Consider the following 20,432-nt stretch of genomic DNA (forward strand, 5'->3'; position numbering starts at 1 on the left):
ATTGTAGGTGTTTTGATACAATAGAAGCCTAAAGACCGATAGCCTTATCAATCCTCAGGGAGTGCAGGCCTGGGGCTCTTACTCAAAATCCTGCTGGCAGTTAAAACAATGCCAGGCTTTATCGTTAACAAAGGGCAATATCGCCGAAATAAGCGATGCAAACTTACCCGGATCGGTGGGGCCAACGTTGGTTGAGGCACAGAACGGGCAAATAACCGCATTGTTGGTTTCTTCGTCTATCTCAATACGATCCTGGTCGTGCAAATCGCCCTCGGCAGCCAGTATAGCGCGGCAACGTTCAAGGTCGCGTTCAAATATTTTTAGTTTAATACCGCCAATCGCCTGGTTGTAAATAGGGTTTGCGGTAATGGTATTTTCATCGGCAATAAAGCAGGGAATGCCATTATCCTCCAGTTTGGTGCGTATAATATGCGCCAGCATAACATCATAATAATTCTCAAATGTTATAATCTTATCGTTTTGTTCGGCTGCCATAATGGTAAATGAAATAATTATACAAATGTAGCGTGTTTTTTGCTTAATTTGATACTATGAACCGCATCGACCGTATTTCGGCTATTTTAATCCAGTTACAATCGCGCAGGGTAGTAAAAGCCGGTGATATTGCCGAACGCTTCAACATCAGCCTGCGTACGGTTTACCGGGATATCAGAACGCTTGAAGAGGCCGGAATCCCGCTCATTGGTGAGGCCGGTGTTGGCTATTCTATTATGGATGGCTACCGCCTGCCGCCTGTAATGTTTACCCGCGAGGAGGCCACCGCGTTTTTAACTGCCGAAAAATTTGTTGAAAAACTCACCGATGCCACAACAAACGCGCAATACCAATCGGCCATGTACAAGGTGAGGGCGATACTAAAAACAACCGAAAAAGACGCGTTGGAGAACCTTGATGGCAGCATTGAGGTAATGAAGAGTAGCCAGAAACGCACAGGAAATAATAATGATCATATCCAAACCATACTGGATAGCATTATTAATAAAAAGGTTTTATGCATTGATTACTTTGCCTGGCACAGCCAGGAATTTACCCAGCGCGATATTGAGCCGGTTGGCGTAGTTTACCTTGATAGCTACTGGCACCTGATAGCCTTTTGCCGGCTCCGTAATGATTACCGTGATTTTAGGATAGACAGGATTCGTAAACTGGTAGTTACCGATACAACCTATAACAAAAGCAAACATCCAACCTTAAAGGCTTATATAGCTCAAACCGCTAAAGAAAAGCAACTGGAAATGGTGGTGATTAAGGTGGATAAGGAGATTTATAACTACCTGGATCATCAAAAGTATTACAGCGGCTTTGTATCCGAGAAAACCATCGGCAACAAAATCGAGATGACGTTTTTAACCACGTCAATTGAAGGTTTTGCCCGCTGGTTCATGATGTTTGGTGATAGAGCCGAAATCATCAAACCGGATTCCTTAAAAGATAGGGTTTGTGCAATCATCATGGCCATTAGTCAAAGAAATTTGCAGGAAACAGATCTCTACTGACATACTGCTGTCACTCCCCGGTTATTTCTTTGTACTGCAATCAAAAAACAATGCCCTGTTGTGGCTATGTTTTTGCTTGTAATTAATCTGCAACACTATGAAATATTGGATAACCGTAGTTTCAAAAGATCATATTAGCCGCGGCGTAGCCGGTGGTTTTATACAGGCTAATCATGGCAAACAAGGGCCGCTTACAAGCATGGCTACCGGCGATTGGGTGATCATCTACTCGCCCAGGCAAACAATGGATGGAACCGAACCGTTACAGGCTTTTACGGCTATAGGAAAAGTTGCCGGGGATGAGATTTATCAGCATAAAATGAGCGAGGATTTTATCCCGTACCGCCGCAATGTTACCTACTATCAATGTGAGGAAACACCTATTGTTCCGCTGGTAAATGAGCTAAGTTTTATGCCCAATAAAAAATCATGGGGATATCCGTTCAGGTTTGGTTATTTTGAAATAAAAGGGCACGATTTTGAGCTGATAAAACAGCACATGATTAATGATGAACCAATACCTGTAAATAATAATAACCAATAAAAAATTTTACATTATGACAAAGTTAACAGTGAACACCGAAATTAAATTTAAAGCGCCCGCTGCTAAAGTATGGCAGGGCCTTACCGACCCGGCAATGGTAAAAGAATATTTTTTTGGTACCAATTTAGAGTCGAGCTGGAAGGTAGGGGAGTCTATTACATTTAGCGGCGAGTGGGAAGGGAATAAATACCAGGATAAAGGCACCATCCTTGAAATAGATCCGGGTAAGTTTTTAAAGTACAGCTATTGGAGCAGCATGGGCGGCACCGAAGATAAGCCCGAAAACTACGCCAACATAACCTACAAGCTGACCGAAAAAGATGGCGTAACAACGCTTGCCATTACGCAGGATAATGTAAAAGACGAGGCCGCCAAAGAACATTCGGAACAAAACTGGCAGGGCGTTTTTGATGGTTTAAAAAAGATGATAGAGTAGATGTGCAGATTATAGATGTGCAGATTTCAGATGTGCAGATTTCAAATTTCAGATGTGCAGATTTTTGAATGCACATTGAAGTTTCATTTGCACATCTGAAATCTGCACACCTGCACATTTACTTTAATTAATATGTATAAAAAATTGATTAAAAGTTAATTATATATCAGTATAACAAATAGTAATGACAGAAATAATAGGTAATGTAGATATAAATGGTTTCTTTTTAGAAGGGATTCCGGTGCGGACGACGAATGAAAACGGCCAGTCGGCAAAGGATATTGGGGAGCTTTGGGGGAGGTTTATGGAGGATAATGTACTGCTGCAAATTGAAGACCGCCTCACCGACGAGATCTACTGCGTTTATACAGATTATGAAACTGACTATACCGGCTTTTATACCGCGGTGTTAGGCTGCAAGGTAAGTTCACCGGATAACATCCCCGAAGGGCTAATCAGCCTTACCGTGCCCCATGCCAACTATGTAAAATACCTGGCCAAAGGCCGTCTGCCGGATTGTGTAGCCGAAACCTGGCAGCAGGTATGGGGCAGTAGTCTCAACCGCACATACATTGCTGATTTTGATGTTTGGGGAGCCAAAGCGCAAAATCCTGAGGATGCCGAGGTGGAGATTTATGTGGGAGTGAAATAGCCTTTTCCATGCGTCATTGCCTACCTATGACGTGTTTGCAATTAAATCTTTTTGTCATGCTGAACGTAGTGAAGCATCTATTATTCGCTATGCCTTTTCGCCCTGTACAGTCTGCGAATAGATCCTTCACTGCGTTCAGGATGACAAACCTTTACAGCTATGACGATTATTTTATGTAAAGAAAATTCTGTAATGCTCAAATTCTCTAAATTTCAACCTGGTTTACCTGTTAAAATTCAGCCGTTTACCGGCGTTACCTTCAACTAAGCTACCGTTAGCATAGGCTACATTGCCTGATACCAGGGTATAAGCTATTTTTGAGCGAAAGGTAGTATTTTCAAATGGGCTCCAGCCGCATTTGTATAAGATATTGTTCTTGTTCACGTTCCATGGGTTATTCAGATCAACAAGCACCAGGTCGGCCCAGTAGCCTTCACGGATGAAACCGCGCTTATCTACCTGGAAACAGGTGGCAACGTTATGCGCCATTTTTTCGGCTATTTGCTCCAGGCTTATTTTGCCATGGTGATAAAGCTCCAGCATGGCGGGCAGGGCATGCTGTACCAACGGGCCGCCGGATGGGGCCTGCAGGTAGGGTAATGCTTTTTCCTCCATGGTATGCGGTGCATGGTCGGTTGCTATAACATCAATTTTGCCATCCAGCACAGCCTGCAAAATGGCGTCCCTGTCGGCCATGGTTTTAACGGCAGGGTTCCATTTAATCAGGTTGCCTTTAGTCTCGTAATCCGCATCGGTAAACCACAGGTGGTGCACGCAGGCCTCGGCGGTTATGCGCTTATCTTTTAGTGGTGTGGTATTATCAAAAAGATGTGTTTCGAGCGCGGTGGAGATATGTAAAATATGCAGGCGGGTATTGTGCTTTTTAGCCAGCTCAACCGCTAATGATGATGACAGGTAGCAAGCCTCGGCACTTCTTATCTTTGGGTGCAGCTGTATAGGTATGTTTTCGCCTAATAACTGTTTGTAATGGTTCAGGTTGCTTTTAATGGTAGCCTCATCCTCGCAATGCACCGCGATGAGCATGGGTGAATTTGCAAAAAGGTTATCCAGGGTTTGCGGGTTATCTACCAGCATGTTCCCGGTTGATGAACCCATGAACACCTTGATGCCGCAAACATTGGCTGTATCGGTGCGCAGTACTTCATCCAGGTTATCGTTGGATGCACCCATGAAGAACGAGTAGTTGGCCAGCGAGTTACGCGATGCTATCTCGTACTTATCTTCAAGCAATTGCCTGGTTAAAGTATTGGGGACTGTATTGGGCATCTCCATAAATGAGGTGATGCCACCGGCAACCGCCGCGCGCGACTCTGAATGAATATCGGCTTTGTAAGTTAGTCCCGGCTCGCGAAAATGCACCTGGTCGTCTATACAGCCTGGCAACAGGTATAATCCTTCGGCGTTGATTTCTTTATCCGCCTGGGTATCTATCTGTGCGTCTATCCGGTCGATAAAGCCATCCTTCACCAGTACATCTGCAACGTATTGCTTATTTTCATTAACTATTGCAGCAGATTTTATGAGGATAGTAGCCATTCTTTATTTGGGTTTTGGATGTTCGATTTCGGATTTATTGATGGGCAAATTTAGGATTTAGGGCGATATCACCTGCGTCTTCAACAAATTAAAGAAAAGATCTACACCTCCACAAATTGGGCCACGCCCGGAAAGTCGCCCAGGCCTTTATAAATTGGTATGCCGTTGGCTTCACTATCTTCAACAGCCCAGTTAGCCATGGCATACATTACCGGCCTTAAGCCCATGCCCGATTCGCTAAGGCTATAGGTAACATAAGGAGGTACTACAGGTCTTGCTTCCCTGATCACCAGGTTATCTGCCTCCAGTTGTTTCAGGTGCTGAATAAGGACCTTTTCGGTAATAGCTGGGATGGCTTTTTTTAATTCGCTATACCGCTTACTGCCTGTTAACAGGTGAAACAATATAATTGGTTTCCAATATCCGCCTATACGCTCCATAACATAGGTTACCGGGCAATCTTTAAAGGCTGCCTGCTTGTTTTCCTGTATGGTTGATGCTGCTTTAATCTGGGTCATGTTGATACATACTTTAGGGTAAGTACTTGTATAAAAGTAAGTACAAATGTAGCTTTGTCCTCAACAAATTCAAAATATAAAATTATGAAAATCATCATCACTGGTTCATTAGGAAATATAGGCAAGCCGCTTGCAAAACAACTGGTAGGGGCTGGTCACCAGGTAACTGTCATCAGCAGTAAGGCAGACAAGATAGCAGCCATAGAAGCATTAGGCGCCACGGCAGCCATTGGCTCGGTAACTGATGCGGATTTCCTGGCAAAAACATTTAGCGGGGCAGATGTGGTATATGCCATGGTTCCGCCAAATTATGGGGCCGAAAACCTGAGGCAGTATATGAACGATGCCGGTAAAAGTTATGCCGGGGCTATCAGGAAGGCTGGCGTAAAACGGGTTGTTGGCTTAAGCAGCATTGGTGCGCATCTTGATGCCGGCACCGGACCCATAAAGGGCATCCACGATGTGGAAGGTATATTGAATAAACTGGAAAACGTTGCTGTGAAATTTATTCGCGCACCTTTCTTTTATGTGAATTTTTATAATGATATCGAACTGATTAAACACCAGGGTATCATCGGCTCAAATTATCCGGCAGGTATGAGGCTGATCATGGTTCACCCAAATGACATAGCTGCCGCTATTGCCGAAGAAATTCAGACGGACTTTACGGGCAAAAGTGTGCGTTATATTGTAAGTGACGAACGCAGCACCGGCGAAGTTGCCACAGTTTTAGGTAATGCCATTGGTAAACCGGGACTGCCATGGATAGAGTTTAGTGATGAGCAGGCTTTGAATGGAATGCTACAGGCCGGCTTACCCGAAGAAATGGCCAAAAACTTTGTAGAGATGGGAGCAGCCCTGCGTAGCGGAAAGTTATGGGAAGACTACGATTTGCATAAACCCGCCACCCCCGGCAAAATAAACCTGGAAACATTTGCCAAGGAGTTTGCAGAAAAGTATAACGGATAAGCCGCCCCTGAACTAAGAAAGCCGCCCTGTAATTTTACAGTGCGGCTTTCCTAAAAAAAGTCCTTCCTCCATTAGTCCTTTATCCTTTGTCTGCAAGTCCTTTTTCCATAAGTCCTTGCTCCTTTGTCTGAAAGTCCTTTGTCCGAAAGTCCTTCGCCTATTTCTTACCCCAGTAATAATTTACCCCAAAGTTGATATTGGTGTTTAAGCCAAGATTAAATGAGTTGCTTTTTGTTTGGTAATCATGAACATATTGCAGGTTACCAAAACCAAGGTTTACAGCAAGCTTAGGCGTAGCAAAAAATACAATATTAGGATTACCGCCGACGGTAAGCGAACCCGATTTGAAGTTATTTACATCATGAGCCGAAGTAACCCCAAACTGCGGAAACACGCCTATTTTATCGGTTAGCATGCAATAATAACGAAAGTGAATCCCTAATGACAGGGCATCTGAATGATATTTATGATCATAGGTGTAGCTGTTGGTGCCGCTGTTATTCAAAGCTGTATAAACCGATGTTTCGGTTCCGCCAACGCGTGAGTAACCTGGCTGGATTCCAACGGACCATTTGTTCGACAGGAAAAATCCAAAATCGGGATTTATTTGCAGGTTAGAGATACCATGGTTGGTGTAAACCGTGGTTCCGGTTGTGTAAGTGTAGGTGTTGGTGTAGCCATACCCATCGTAATTGTAGTTAAAGTTGCCACCAATATAATAGTGGCCTTTACCAATTTGAGCGTTTGCCGCGCCGGCGGCCGTAATTAAAAACAGGAGCATAAATAGATGTTTTTTCATTAGTTAGTGTTATAGGTTTTTAGATGCTAGAACAAGTTGTAAGGGCCAGTAAACAAGAATGATATGCTAAATCTGGTATCTTGTACCTGGTTTCCCACCCCTCTTTTCCCGTCTTTTAAACGGAAAAGTTGTGGTTAAGGTTAGGGGTGCTTAACTAACAATGCCCCTAATCAACAAAAAGCCTATCTTTGCGGCATGGCTGTAACTTTTGAAGATTTTAATTTTAACCGGCAAATTTTAAATGCGATAGCCGATGCCGGTTATACCGAAGCTACGCCTATTCAGCAAAAAGCTATTCCGCCTATAATGAACGGGCAGGATGTAATGGGTATAGCGCAAACCGGTACCGGTAAAACCGCGGCCTATGTATTACCCATCATCATGAAGCTTAAATATGCCCAGGGCGATAATGCCCGCGCGCTTATTATTTCGCCAACGCGTGAGCTGGCGATGCAAATTGAGGAGAACGTAAAAACCTTTGCCGCCAATACCGATTTACGCGTTGTAGTACTTTATGGCGGCCTTGGCCCTAAAACACAGATAGAGCAGATCAATAAAGGTGTTGATATTATTGTGGCTACTCCGGGCCGTTTTATGGATATTTACCTGGCAGGGCATATAGTAACCAAAACCCTGCAGGTGCTGGTATTGGACGAGGCGGATAAAATGATGGACATGGGCTTTATGCCCCAGATAAACCGCATACTGGAAGTTGTACCTGTAAAAAGGCAAAACCTGCTGTTTTCGGCTACTATGAGCGATAAAATCCACGAGTTATCTAATAACTTTTTGGAGTATCCCACCATTATTGAAGTTACCCCGCAGGCTACACCGGCGCAAACGGTTAACCAGCATCTGTACCACGTGCCCAACGTGAAAACCAAAATAAACCTGCTCAGAAAACTACTGGAGGCCGAAGGGGATATTACCAAGCTGATGATATTTTGCAAAACCCGCGTAGTGGCAGATGATGTTTATAAATTCCTGCTGCGTAAATTTGGCGAAGGCGGGGTTAAAGTTTTGCATGCCAACAAAGGTCAAAATACACGCATTAATTCCATCAATTCGTTTAAGAACGATGAGGTGAAAATATTAGTGGCTACAGATGTGGCATCGCGCGGCATTGATGTGAGCGACGTGAGCCATGTGATAAATTTTGATGTACCGGTGGTTATTGAAGATTATGTGCACCGGATAGGCCGTACAGGTCGTGCCCTGCAATCGGGCGAGGCCATTACATTTTGCGGCCCGGCAGAGGAGTATTATCTCAAAAAGATTGAGAAGCTTATCAAGCAAACCATCCCCGTGTCGGCTATTCCTGGTGATGTGTTTGTTGAAGAAACCGGGTACGACGAACGCCAGGAGATTGCCAAAGAAATTGATATGCAAAAGCGTAAGGACGATCCTGATTTTAAGGGCGCCTTTCACGAAAAGAAAACCCTTAATCAGCATAAAAAATTCGATGAGGCTAAAAACAAGGCGAAATTTGGAAAAGCCTATAAAGCTGCAGGCGGCAAAAGCAGGTCATCGTCATCACGTAAAAAGCGTTAATAAACCTTAAAAACCCAATATATTCCAGAAATGAAATTGCGTATTACCCCGTTAAATTTTGCTACCACATTTTTTTTGGCGGTAGCCGTTTATATATGGATCTATGGGGCGGGCATTGCCGGCCGGCCGCTGGAAACCTGGAGTGGCACCATCAGCTGGATATTTTTGCTGTTTGCGGTGGTTGTTTTTTTTCTCGATCTTATTTTTCGTAACTTTTTTGCCGAGCTTAAAAAATTATGGGTCATTGAGCTATGCTTTATGGCTTTGGTGGTTGTTATATTTTTGATGGTTAAGTAAGAATCAGGTGTTTAATAAATTGCGTTCCCGCAGAAAATTACAAATTCATTATAATCCCATCGCATTAAAATAGCATACTTTTGCGACTTTAATAATCCATACAAATGAAAACTGCTGAAATAAAGCTGACTGTTACCCTTGACGATAATAATGTTCCTGAAACCATCATGTGGGAATCAACCGATTCTGCCTCAAAAGAAGCATTACCAGTAAAATCATTCATGCTGGCACTGTGGGATCAGCATTATAAAAATACCCTGCGCATTGATCTCTGGACAAAAGATATGCCGGTTGATGAGATGAAACGTTTTTTTTACGAAACGCTGCAAACCATGGGTGATAGCTTTTTACGCGCAACAGGCGAAAAAAACATTGTAGAAGACCTGCGCGATTATTGTGCCCACTTTGCCGATAAAATGGAAATTAAACAATAAATATGGTGAGTGGTCAGTGGTGAGTAGTGAATAGCAAGTTTGGATAGTCAAATTAAATATTTACTATTCGCTATTCACCACTCACCACATAAATATGGTGAGCGGTCAGTAATGAGTGGTGAATAGTAAGTTTGGATGGTCAAATTAAATATTTACTATTCGCTGCTCACCACTCACTGTTCACCGCTCCCCACATTCACTAAATTATATGCGCCTTAGCTCAATTTTATCATTTGCAGGCTTTGTACTGCTTTTTGCGGGTACTTACTGCCCTTTGTTGCGTCCGCTTGGTTTATTTAACTGGGATGTTTACCAGCTTAGCCAGCCATATGGTATGATACTTTTATTTGTGGCCGTTATTGGTGTGGTTGTATCGTTTTTGAACCAGCCCAAACTTATGCGAATCACAGCCTGGCTATCATTGGCTTTGGTGATTGTTTTACTATTGGCTGCTATTTTTAAAGTACATACTGCTTTCAGTTTTATTCCATTTAAAAAGTTTGATGCGTTTTTAACCAGGCATATTAAATTTAAATGGGGGTGGTGGGTATTATTTGCCGGTGCTGTACTGGCATTAGCCGGGGCTTTAAGCAGCAAGCCTAAGGGGTATGTAAAACCACCGGAAGTAATTTGATTAAAACAATTTATTCTTCAAATGGAATGTTTATTAGCTGAACCTCATACAGGGACACTTTTTTTTAAACATATTTGTATCAGTTAAATAAGTTTTAAATGTTAAAATTCTCTTTTCGCGGGCAGGTATTTGCCGGTTTTGTTATATCCATTATATTGGTTTTGGTGGTAGGGGTATTGGCCTATTTAAGCATCCGCCAGTTAGAGGAGGATAACACGATGGTTGACCATACCCAAAATGTTATTAAATCATCAAACGGTTTACTGCAGCATATGATAGATGCTGAAACGGGTACCCGTGGTTATGGAGCAACCGGAAAAAAAACATTCCTTGATCCATATAACGAAGCATTGCCGCTTATTGATGGCGATCTGCAGGAACTAAAATCGCTCACCGAAGATAACCACGGCCAACAAAAACGGCTCGATTCATTAGTTTCTTTGGTCGCCGCCCAGCGTAACATTTTAAAAGAAAATATTGAAATCCGAGATAGCAAAGGGCTTGAATATATGGTTGCAAATAACATATTTGTTAAAGGCAAGCAAAATATGGATACGATACGCAAGCTTGTTGCCGGTGTTATTGATAATGAAAACAAGTTGCTTAATGTTCGTAAAAACAAAACAGAAAAAGCTTCAGACCTCACCGTTATCATCATTGTTTGTGGTTCGGTGATATTCCTGGTCATTATCGTGTTTTTATTCTTTTACATACTATCTACTTTTGATCAGCAGAAAAAAATTGAGAATGAAATTAATGTAACCAATATTGAGCTGGCCAAAGTACTTGCCGAAAACGAAGCTAAAAACTGGCTGCTCACCGGCACGGGTACCCTTAACGAAAAAATGCAGGGCCAGCAAAGTGAAAAAGAGTTAGCTAAAAACATACTGGCCGAAGTTTGCAGTCATAGTAAAGCTGCTGCGGGTACATTTTATTTATATGATGAAAGAGAGCAACGACTTGACCTGTACGCCTCGTACGCTTTTCATAATCCCGAGCTGTTAAAAAAATCTGTTAAGCTCTCAGAAGGATGGCTGGGCCAGGTTGCCGAGGATGAAAAGGCCGCTGTTGTAAAAGGAAAACTAAACGACAGGCTTGAGCTCTCATCATCGGTAGTGAAAGAACTTTTAACCGAAACATTTATTATTCCCTTCTTTTTTGATAAGAAGCTAAAGGGTGTTATGGAGATAGCCTTTAGTGGCGAGTTAGGCGGTCGTGATCGTGATTATATTCTTGCCATAGCAAATGATATTGGTATAGCTGTTAATACTGCACAGGCGCGTACCATTATGCACGATCTTTTTGAGGAAACCCAGCAGCAGGCCGAAGAATTGGAAGCACAACAGGAAGAGATGCGTGTTACCAACGAAGAGCTGGTGAACAAAACAGAAATGTTGCAGGCATCAGAAGAAGAGTTGCGCGTACAACAGGAGGAGCTGCGTACCATAAATGCAGAGCTTGAAGAAAAAGCCAGCCTGCTGGAAGAAAAGAACCAGGCAATTGAAGAAGCCCGCACGGCCATCAACCTCAAAGTTGAGGAACTGGAAACAACGGGTAAGTATAAATCGGAGTTTTTAGCCAATATGAGCCACGAACTGCGTACCCCGCTAAATAGCATCCTGGTACTGGCCCGCATCCTGAGGGATAATAAACCACATAACCTTTCGGAAGACCAGGTTAAATACGCCAGTGTGATATTTAATGCCGGTAATGACTTGCTTACATTGATCAATGATATACTCGACCTGTCGAAAATTGAATCGGGTAAGCTTGAAATGCAAAATGAGGATATCCGGATCACCGAAATTCTGGGCGATATGGATATGCTGTTTACAGAGGTTGCCAGCCACAAAAAAATCAACTTTACAACCAATATAGCCAAAAATTTACCTGCAACCCTGTTTACCGATAAGGTAAGGGTTGAACAGGTTATTAAAAACCTGCTCTCGAACGCGTTTAAGTTCACACCCGAAAACGGATCAATATCCATCACGGTAAGCCCAGGTGCAAAAGATAAAACAGTGAGCTTTGCCATAAAAGATTCGGGCATTGGTATCCCTGTAGAAAAACAGCGCCTCATATTTGAGGCCTTTCAACAGGCCGATGGTTCAACCAGCCGTAAATACGGTGGTACAGGTTTAGGACTTTCAATAAGCCGTGAGCTAACTTTTTTACTTGGCGGCAGCATAACGCTCAATAGTGAGCCTGGTCTGGGCAGCGAATTTGTACTCACCATACCTTTTGAAGCCAAAATAGTACCGGTAGCTGATGATGACCTGCTATCAACTACCCAAACTTTTAAAACCGAAAGCAACTTTTTAAAACCATCTGAGGCTGTAGTAAAAGAGCATAACCATGATCCACTGGTGGTAATTGTGGAGGATGATAAAAACTTTGCCAGTATTTTGCAGGATTATGCCCGCGATCATGGATACAAATCAATTATGGTTCATGAAGGCAGCCGCGCAGTTGAAACAGTAAAAGAGGCTAAGCCTAATGCTGTAATATTGGATATTATGTTGCCGGGTAAAGATGGCTGGCAGATATTAAAAGAGTTAAAAGCCGATGAGGCCACTATGCATATCCCTGTGCACCTGATGTCGGCTGGTGAGGCTGCAGCTCACCGCGTGCGTAATGAGGGCGCTATTAGCTTTCTCAAGAAGCCCATCAGTACCGAAACACTGGATAAACTGTTTACAGATATTATGCTGCACAATGGTACCAGGTTTACACAGATATTGCTTGTAGAAGACCATAAAGCCCAAAGCCAGGCCCTGAAGGAAATGATGCAAGGACAGGGTATCACTGTTGACCAGGCCTTTGATGGCGAGTCGGCATTCAGGATGCTGCACGAGAATGAATACCAATGCGTGATTCTGGATCTTAACCTGCCCGATATTTCTGGTCTCGACCTGCTGGATAGGATTAAGGAGGTTGACCGCTTTGCATCATTGCCTGTAATAGTTAATACAGCTATGGAGCTTGATAAGGCATCGGTTAACCGGCTGATGCAGTATGCCAATGCGATGGTGGTTAAAACCAATAAATCTGCCGACAGGCTTATTGATGAAGTTAACCTGTTTTTGAATAAGATCAGCGAAACCGTTAGCCAGGCAGCAATACCCCCGTCAAAACCAAAATTACCAACCAAGGGAAAAGAAGCTATCAAGGGTAAAAAAGTGCTGATAGTTGATGACGATATGCGCAATATTTTTGCCTTAAGCAGCGCCCTGCAAGGCTATGATTTGGTTGTGGAAATAGCCAATGATGGCGAAGAAGCTATTGCCAAACTTGAAGAAGTGCCTGGTATTGATATTGTACTCATGGATATCATGATGCCAAAAATGGATGGATACGAGGCTACAAAATATATTCGTAAGCAAAACAAGTGGGCTAAATTACCCGTAATAGCTTTAACTGCAAAAGCAATGAAAGATGATCGCGAAAAGTGCATAGCAGCCGGGGCTAATGATTACATTACAAAACCGGTTGATATGGACAGGTTGATTTCATTAATGCAATTATGGCTTGAAAGTTAATTTATGACCGATACTGCTGTTATTATATCACATCCTCAAATAACCGAACTGATTGATCTGGTAAAAAGGGTTCACGGTTTTGATTTTTCGGGGTATACCAAAGCCTCCTTAAAACGAAGGGTCACCAGGATCATGCAGCTTAAAAAAATAAGCTTTTATGATTTGAAACACATATTGGTGAATGATCAGCCCTTTTTCCAGGAGTTTTTGGAGGAGATAACGGTTAACGTTACCGAGATGTTTCGCGACCCTGCTTTTTACAAAGCTGTAAACAACCAGGTTGTGCCTTATCTGTCAACCTATCAGCATTCAAAAATATGGGTTGCAGGCTGTTCAACCGGCGAGGAAGTGTATTCGCTGGCCATATTAATGCGCGAGGCCGGTTTAAGCACAAAAACGTTCATTTATGGCACGGATATTAACACTGAGGTATTAAAGGAGGCCCGCAAGGGTATTTATAGCCTGCGCAATATAAAAAGCTATGCCGAAAATTACCAGCTTGCCGGTTTAAAGGGTTCAATATCAGATCATTTTACTATCCTGTATGATGCTGCGTCGATACACAATGAGTTAAAACAAAATACGCTGTTTTCCGTACACAATTTGGTGTCGGATGGCGTATTTAACGAGTTTCAGCTTATTAGCTGCCGTAACGTATTCATCTACTTTGAAACCGAACTGCAGGAGCGCATACTGGAGCTTTTTTATAAAAGTTTATGCCCGCTGGGTTATTTATGCCTGGGCAGTAAAGAAACTATACGTTCTGATGCTTTTAAAAAGAAGTTTAAAGTAATTAATCAAAAAGAAAACATCTATCAAAAAGTTGGGGCCTGTTAAAAATTTACTTGATTGCTGGAAGTCTGCCGAAATACTACTATTAGGGGGCTCTGCCGGTTCATTTAAATTACTGTTCCAAATAGTTAAATTATTTCCGTCCAACCTTAATAAAGCCGTAATTATAATAATTCACAGGAAAAAAAATTATTTCAGTGAAATTGAAAAGCTGTTTGCCGAAAATAGTCGTATTTTAATGCGTGAAATTGCAGATAAGGACGTTCTTAACAAGAATACTATCTATATTGCGCCCGCAAATTACCACACCCTTATCGAAAAAGAAGGTATATTCAGTCTTGATGTTTCTGAGGCTGTTTGGTACTCAAAACCATCAATTGATGTAACTTTTGAAAGCTTTGCAGAGGTTTACAAAGAGCATTGTATTGCCATTTTGTTATCTGGTGCAAACCAGGATGGAGCCGAGGGTTTATTAAAGTTAAGGAATAGCGGAGCAACAACTATAGCACAGCATCCCGAAGACGCGGAAATGGACGAAATGCCACAGGCAGCAATTAATATTGGAGCTGCCGAATATATATTACGAACAGAAGAGATTTTTAAATTATTGAACACATAGTAATTCACCATACATTAATTAATATTACATGCCCCCTGTAAATATTCTTATTGTTGATGACAGAGAAGAAAACATAATAGCGCTTGAGGCCTTATTAAAACGTGATGACATTCGCATTTTTTCTACAACATCCCCAAATGAAGCCCTTAAAATAGCCTGGGAAACCAACATTGCCATAGCATTGGTTGACGTTCAGATGCCCGAAATGGATGGCTTTGAACTTGTAGAAATGCTCAAATCAAACCCGCGTACTAAAGATATCATGGTGATTTTTGTTACCGCTATATCAAAGGAAACCAAATACGCGGTTAAAGGCCTGGGTACTGGTGCGGTTGATTACCTGTACAAGCCGCTCGATCCTTATATTACCTCGGCCAAGGTTGATTCATTTGTACAGCTTGCCCGTACACAAGCCGAAATTAAGCAGATGAACGTTGAACTGCAGAATTTCTCGGTGGTTGTGAAAAACTCGGCCGATATTATCTGCTCTGTTGATGTGCAAAGCCTTCGGATAGAAAATATTAATCCGGCGGTTGAGTCCATTATGGGTTTTAAGCCGGCAGAATTGCTGGGTAAAAGTATTATAAACCTGGCTATTGAGGAGCACCAGCCCGACTTGCGTAAAAAGCTGGGTGAGATCATTAAGGATAACCTTAATTTTTCTGCTTTTGAATGCCGGTTTGAAAGATTTGATAAACGGGTGATCTGGGTGGAGTGCCGTGCATCCTACCACAACAAAACTATCTTTATCAACATCAGTGATATATCGCCTCAAAAGAGTTACCAGGAGCAGCTGATAAAATCAAAAGAACAGGCAGAATATACCAAAAAGGTTAAAGAAACCTTTTTAGCCAATATGAGCCATGAATTGCGTACACCTGTTAATGGTATTATTGGCATAACCGGCATGTTGCTTAAAACCAATATTGATGAACAGCAGAAAGGCATGCTCGACCTGTTGGAAATATCGTCAAAATCGCTTTTAGGGGTTATAAACGATGTATTGGATATTTCAAAGATAGAGGCCGGCAAGTTCAGCATTGTCCGTTCTGCAAATAATGTTTATGACATTGTTAAGGCGGTATTTGACCTGTTGCAGTTTAGGGCTAATGAAGGCAATATTGAATTTTTATTAGAGATTGACCCCGATGTGCCCGCCAATTTGATCGTGGATTCGTTAAGGCTTAATCAGATTCTGATGAACCTTTTGAGCAATGCCATTAAATTTACCGAAAGAGGATATGTGAAGTTAAAAGTATCGGTATTGCAAAGGGATAACGATAGGGTGAAGATAAAATATAGCGTTGAAGATACCGGTATAGGGATTCCATCAGATAAATTGACCAAAGTATTTGAGTTATTTGAGCAGGCCGAAGCCGATACTGTAAGCAAATATGGTGGTACCGGGCTTGGCCTGGCTATTGTGAAAAAACTGGTAGAGCTTAAGGATGGCGAACTTACTGTGAGTAGCCAGGTAGGTAAAGGAAGCACGTTCAGTTTTATAAACTGGCATACTGTTGCTGCAAAACCCGCTGATAAAAGCGCGTCAAAACCGGGTAAGACGCTCAGTCCGTTCCTGAATATTAGTGTACTGGTTGCCGAAGATAATATGGTGAACCAGTTTATGCTATCCAAAATGTTAAAGGATTGGAAGGTTGATGTAGATATGGTAGATAACGGCCGCAAAGTGCTTGATAAATTGGCCACCAAACATTATGATATTATTTTGATGGATACCCACATGCCCGAAATGAATGGCTATGATGCAGCTAAAAACATTCGCGTTGATTTTGTGGAACCTAAAAGAAGCATACCTATTATATCACTTTCGGCAGCATCATTTGGGGCCGAGCAACAGGAAGCCTTAACCGCAGGGATGAATGATGTGCTTTCAAAACCTTTCCTGCCCGACCAATTGCACGAAAAAATGAGCCGCTTACTTTATAAGCATTCCGATAGGTTAAAAGTTTAGTCGTGTTTGTCCAACACCCATAATGCGGGCCTCATGCTCAAGCAGCCATTGCTTGCGCCAAAGGCCTCCTGCATAGCCTGTTAAACTGCCATCAGAACCTATAACCCGGTGGCAGGGAACTACTATCCATAAGTTATTTTTTCCGTTGGCGGCAGCAATAGCCCTTATGGCCAACGGGTTTTTCATTTGGTTTGATAGCTGTGCGTAGCTCATGGTTACGCCGTAACCAATCTGCAATAAATTTTCCCATACCTCCTGTTGAAAAGCAGTGCCCGGTTGCCTTATCGGGAAATCGAATGTTTTTCTTTTACCTGCAAAATATTCTTCCAGCTGGTTTATAGCCATTTGTAAAAGCGGGGTTGGAGCTGGGGTAATTTCATATTCTTCATCCCTTATAGAGATTGCCGAAATAAAATCATCATCCTGGGTAATTCGGGTTATACCAACCGGTGTACGGTAATAAGCTATTGGCATTGGTTTCTAATTGTATTCAAACTTAAGGTAAGTTATACATTCAACCAAATGCGTATCCATCACTAACATCAAATTATTACCTTTGCCGCATGAAGCTTGTTAACGAAACCATTCATCTGCTCAAAAAGGAAATTTTGCTGGAATGGCGTTCAAAATATGCTTTTAACGGGATTTTGCTCTACGTTGTATCAACCGTATTTGTTTGTTACATCTCCTTTAACCTGTCGCCGGGTTTCAGCGGCAGCAGCAGCTATCCGCTGGTATGGAACGTGCTTTTCTGGATCATTATGTTATTTGCATCGGTTAACGCCATTGCCAAAAGCTTTATGCAGGAAAGCAAGAACCGACTGCTGTATTATTACTCCATCGCCAGTCCGCAGGCTATCATCTTGTCAAAAACTATTTACAACATCCTGCTGATGTCGCTGATCAGCTTCCTCGCATTGCTGGTATATAAAATATTTTTTGTGAAGCCCCTTGGCGATCCTTTATTTTACTTCCTTGCTGTTTTTATAGGGAGTATCAGCTTTTCTACGGTGTTTACCATGATATCGGCCATTGCTTCAAAGGCGGGCAATAACGGAACCTTGATGGCCATACTAAGCTTCCCGGTTATTATACCTGTAATACTTATCCTTATCCGGTTAAGCAAAAGCGCTATGGATGGGGTCGACAGGAGTTTTAGCTATGGTAACATGGGTGTTTTATTTGCCATAAACGCCATCGTGATAGCAACTGCATTATTGCTTTTTCCTTATTTGTGGCGCGATTAAACTGCTGAAAGCAGGTGGCTTACACGCAAAGACATACAGACGCAAAGCAACTTGCTTATTTTTTTTGCGTCCTGGCGTCTTTGCGTGAAATAACTTTAGTAGTTTTACGAAGAGGCAATCCCCAAAATACAGATCGGATTTGCACTGTTACTCTGTAATTCGGGGATTGCTTCGTACCTCGCAATGACGGTTGGATATGTGTTTCTCGGACCTATAAAAATATTATTGGATTAAATTTAAACAGCCTATAAAAAAATTTTATCCAAAGCCAACTACTTGCTCAGCTCCGCAAAATACTTATGAAACAACGGTATTGTTTCAATTCCTTTATAGTAGTTGAAAATGTCATACTTTTCATTGGGCGAGTGCAGGGCATCGCTATCCAGGCCAAAACCCATCAATACAGTTTTAAGGCCAAGCTCAGCCTCAAACAGGGCAACAATAGGGATACTGCCCCCGCCGCGGGTGGGGATTGGCTCTTTACCAAACGATTCGGTAATGGCTTTTTGGGCCGCGCGGTAAGCAACGCTGTCGGTTGGTGTTACCGCCGGTTCGCCGCTGTGGTGCGGGGTTACTTTTACCTTCACGTTGGCTGGCGCTATGCTTAGGAAATGTTTGGTAAATAGTTCGGTTATGGCATCTGATGTTTGATTAGGCACCAGGCGCATCGAGATTTTGGCATGGGCCTTTGATGGCAATACTGTTTTGGCGCCTTCGCCAATGTAGCCACCCCATATACCGTTAACCTCAAGAGTAGGACGCGTACCGGTGCGTTCAAAGGTGGTATATCCTTTTTCGCCCCAAAGTTCGGCCACATCAAGGTCGGTTTTGTATGCTGCTTCATCGTATGGCGCATTGTTAAGGGCGGTACGTTCGGCAGATGTAAGCTCAATTACGCTATCATAAAAACCAGGGATGGTGATGTGGTTGTTTTCATCATGAAGAGAGGCTATCATTTTTGATAAAATGGTGATGGGGTTGGCCACAGCGCCGCCATAAACGCCCGAGTGCAGATCCCTGTTGGGGCCGGTTACTTCAACCTCAAGGTATGATAAACCACGTAAGCCGGTTTCTAAGGATGGATGCTCCATACTGATCATCGATGTATCAGATATCAGCACCACATCGGCCTTTAGCTTTTCTTTATTTGCTTTTACAAAAATTTCAAGGTTAGATGAGCCAACTTCTTCCTCTCCTTCAATCATGAATTTGATATTGCAAGGCAGGGTATCGGTTTGCATCATCAGTTCAAATGCCTTTACATGCATGTAAAACTGGCCCTTATCATCACAAGCGCCACGGGCATAAATTTTGCCATCGCGAATGGTAGGTTCAAAGGGGGGAGTTTTCCATAGTTCCAGCGGATCTGCAGGCTGCACATCGTAGTGACCGTAAACCAACACGGTAGGTTTGCCGGCGTCAATTATTTTTTCGCCATAAACTATAGGGTAGCCTGCTGTTTGGCATATCTCCACATTATCGGCACCGGCATCGCGTAGTTTTTGCGCAACATAGTCGGCAGTATTTAATACATCGTTTTTGTATTTAGGATCGGCGCTAACCGATGGGAAACGCAATAGGGCAAATAATTCGTCGAGTAATCGTTGCCTGTGCTCATCAACATATTGCTTTATGTGCTGCATATTATCAAGTTTGCGGCAAATATATTGATGTTTATTGATTTAACACTCCAGGTTCAAATTCATCATTATATTCGACAGGTGAACGATGGTCTATCCTGCCACGTTATCCTGATCCAAATCATCTTTTGGTTCCCAAAGCTCAATAACGTTCCCTTCCGGATCGAGCACATGGACGAATTTGCCATAGTCGTATTCTGCAATCTCATCAATAATGGTCACGTTGTCCTTTTTTAGTTCATCTACCAGCGCAGCGATATTTTCCACCCGGTAGTTAATCATAAATGGCTTAGTCGAGGGATTGAAATATTTGGTATCCTGCGGAAACGTGCACCAGGATGTGGATCCTGTTTTCGACGGATCATCGGCTTGCTTCCACTCAAATGTAGTTCCGTATTCACTGGCAGGCAATCCAAGGTTTTTGGCGTACCATTCGTTCATACCTTTTGGGTCATCGCATTTAAAAAATACGCCTCCCAGGCCCGTTACTTTTTTCATATTTAATCAATTATGTTTAGATCTATGCGTTTACGTTAATTGGTTTCGATTTTTTTAAGTATGAGCGCAGCTATTAAAGATATCACGATGCCAACCGGCAAAATTTTCAAATAGGTAAACAACGCCCTAAAGGCGGGCTTGTTTTATTTTTCTATCATGAAAGGTAACAACGTATAAACCAAGGGGGGAGCTTGATTTATTTGCCGGCTGTTAAGAG

21 protein-coding genes are annotated in these 20,432 nt (G+C 42.5%); 14 read left to right on the top strand and 7 right to left on the bottom strand.

What is annotated here, in order from left to right; all coding sequences use genetic code 11:
- Positions 1-78 precede the first annotated feature (78 nt).
- Positions 79-495, bottom strand: coding sequence for a putative signal transducing protein (locus AC1DQW_RS19510; protein ID WP_477404329.1), 417 nt, complete (start codon positions 493-495; stop codon positions 79-81).
- 56 nt (positions 496-551) lie between these two features.
- Here AC1DQW_RS19510 and AC1DQW_RS19515 point away from each other — a divergent pair, with 56 nt between their 5' ends.
- From AC1DQW_RS19515 to AC1DQW_RS19530, 4 genes are all read left to right on the top strand, one after another.
- Complete coding sequence (locus AC1DQW_RS19515) at positions 552-1,517, top strand: helix-turn-helix transcriptional regulator (protein WP_477455604.1); 966 nt, start codon at positions 552-554, stop codon at positions 1,515-1,517.
- Positions 1,518-1,614: 97 nt separating this feature from the next.
- Complete coding sequence (locus AC1DQW_RS19520; RefSeq protein ID WP_477404325.1) at positions 1,615-2,061, top strand: EVE domain-containing protein; 447 nt, start codon at positions 1,615-1,617, stop codon at positions 2,059-2,061.
- A gap of 13 nt (positions 2,062-2,074) precedes the next feature.
- Entirely contained in the window at positions 2,075-2,497 is a 423-nt protein-coding gene (locus tag AC1DQW_RS19525) for an SRPBCC family protein (protein ID WP_477455605.1), read from the top strand.
- A gap of 184 nt (positions 2,498-2,681) precedes the next feature.
- The gene (locus AC1DQW_RS19530; protein ID WP_477455606.1) at positions 2,682-3,149 is read left to right on the top strand and encodes a GyrI-like domain-containing protein; all 468 of its coding nucleotides are present in this window, start codon (positions 2,682-2,684) and stop codon (positions 3,147-3,149) included.
- Positions 3,150-3,371: 222 nt separating this feature from the next.
- Here AC1DQW_RS19530 and AC1DQW_RS19535 read toward each other — a convergent pair whose 3' ends face one another.
- Both AC1DQW_RS19535 and AC1DQW_RS19540 read right to left on the bottom strand, forming a co-directional pair.
- Entirely contained in the window at positions 3,372-4,706 is a 1,335-nt protein-coding gene (locus AC1DQW_RS19535) for a dihydroorotase (protein ID WP_477455607.1), read from the bottom strand.
- A gap of 101 nt (positions 4,707-4,807) precedes the next feature.
- Positions 4,808-5,224: a winged helix-turn-helix transcriptional regulator gene (locus tag AC1DQW_RS19540; RefSeq protein WP_477455608.1), complete on the bottom strand. Its 417-nt coding sequence runs from the start codon at positions 5,222-5,224 to the stop codon at positions 4,808-4,810.
- A gap of 84 nt (positions 5,225-5,308) precedes the next feature.
- Here AC1DQW_RS19540 and AC1DQW_RS19545 point away from each other — a divergent pair, with 84 nt between their 5' ends.
- Entirely contained in the window at positions 5,309-6,193 is an 885-nt protein-coding gene (locus AC1DQW_RS19545) for an NAD(P)H-binding protein (RefSeq protein WP_477455609.1), read from the top strand.
- A gap of 157 nt (positions 6,194-6,350) precedes the next feature.
- Here AC1DQW_RS19545 and AC1DQW_RS19550 read toward each other — a convergent pair whose 3' ends face one another.
- On the bottom strand, positions 6,351-6,992 hold the full coding sequence (locus AC1DQW_RS19550) for a hypothetical protein (RefSeq protein WP_477455610.1): 642 nt from the start codon (positions 6,990-6,992) through the stop codon (positions 6,351-6,353).
- Positions 6,993-7,187: 195 nt separating this feature from the next.
- On the opposite strand from AC1DQW_RS19550, the gene AC1DQW_RS19555 reads away from it, so the two are divergent.
- From AC1DQW_RS19555 to AC1DQW_RS19590, 8 genes are all read left to right on the top strand, one after another.
- The gene (locus tag AC1DQW_RS19555) at positions 7,188-8,543 is read left to right on the top strand and encodes a DEAD/DEAH box helicase (RefSeq protein WP_477415261.1); all 1,356 of its coding nucleotides are present in this window, start codon (positions 7,188-7,190) and stop codon (positions 8,541-8,543) included.
- A 30-nt stretch (positions 8,544-8,573) separates the two neighbouring features.
- Entirely contained in the window at positions 8,574-8,840 is a 267-nt protein-coding gene (locus AC1DQW_RS19560; RefSeq protein ID WP_477455611.1) for a hypothetical protein, read from the top strand.
- Positions 8,841-8,944: 104 nt separating this feature from the next.
- Positions 8,945-9,274 (top strand): gliding motility protein GldC, encoded by a 330-nt coding sequence (gene gldC, locus AC1DQW_RS19565; protein WP_477406327.1) that lies wholly within the window; start codon positions 8,945-8,947, stop codon positions 9,272-9,274.
- A 208-nt stretch (positions 9,275-9,482) separates the two neighbouring features.
- Positions 9,483-9,908 (top strand): hypothetical protein, encoded by a 426-nt coding sequence (locus tag AC1DQW_RS19570; RefSeq protein ID WP_477455612.1) that lies wholly within the window; start codon positions 9,483-9,485, stop codon positions 9,906-9,908.
- A gap of 98 nt (positions 9,909-10,006) precedes the next feature.
- Entirely contained in the window at positions 10,007-13,447 is a 3,441-nt protein-coding gene (locus AC1DQW_RS19575) for a response regulator (protein WP_477455613.1), read from the top strand.
- A gap of 3 nt (positions 13,448-13,450) precedes the next feature.
- A complete protein-coding gene (locus tag AC1DQW_RS19580) occupies positions 13,451-14,284 on the top strand; it encodes a CheR family methyltransferase (protein ID WP_477455614.1) in 834 nt (277 codons plus the stop codon).
- Positions 14,271-14,858 (top strand): chemotaxis protein CheB, encoded by a 588-nt coding sequence (locus tag AC1DQW_RS19585; RefSeq protein ID WP_477455615.1) that lies wholly within the window; start codon positions 14,271-14,273, stop codon positions 14,856-14,858. The genes AC1DQW_RS19580 and AC1DQW_RS19585 overlap by 14 nt, the downstream gene beginning before the upstream one ends.
- A gap of 28 nt (positions 14,859-14,886) precedes the next feature.
- Positions 14,887-16,830: a hybrid sensor histidine kinase/response regulator gene (locus AC1DQW_RS19590; RefSeq protein ID WP_477455616.1), complete on the top strand. Its 1,944-nt coding sequence runs from the start codon at positions 14,887-14,889 to the stop codon at positions 16,828-16,830.
- Here the strand turns inward: AC1DQW_RS19590 and AC1DQW_RS19595 are convergent.
- Positions 16,819-17,304, bottom strand: a complete 486-nt coding sequence (locus AC1DQW_RS19595) for a methylated-DNA--[protein]-cysteine S-methyltransferase (protein WP_477455617.1) — start codon at positions 17,302-17,304, stop codon at positions 16,819-16,821. The genes AC1DQW_RS19590 and AC1DQW_RS19595 overlap by 12 nt on opposite strands.
- An 89-nt stretch (positions 17,305-17,393) precedes the next feature.
- Between AC1DQW_RS19595 and AC1DQW_RS19600 the strand changes: the two genes are divergently transcribed.
- The gene (locus AC1DQW_RS19600; RefSeq protein WP_477405362.1) at positions 17,394-18,077 is read left to right on the top strand and encodes a heme exporter protein CcmB; all 684 of its coding nucleotides are present in this window, start codon (positions 17,394-17,396) and stop codon (positions 18,075-18,077) included.
- A gap of 272 nt (positions 18,078-18,349) precedes the next feature.
- Here the strand turns inward: AC1DQW_RS19600 and AC1DQW_RS19605 are convergent, their stop codons facing one another.
- A complete protein-coding gene (locus tag AC1DQW_RS19605) occupies positions 18,350-19,720 on the bottom strand; it encodes a dipeptidase (RefSeq protein WP_477455618.1) in 1,371 nt (456 codons plus the stop codon).
- A 90-nt stretch (positions 19,721-19,810) separates the two neighbouring features.
- On the bottom strand, positions 19,811-20,215 hold the full coding sequence (locus AC1DQW_RS19610; RefSeq protein WP_477455619.1) for a VOC family protein: 405 nt from the start codon (positions 20,213-20,215) through the stop codon (positions 19,811-19,813).
- Positions 20,216-20,432 lie beyond the last annotated feature (217 nt).

Source organism: Mucilaginibacter sp. P5_A4 (assembly GCF_056400605.1).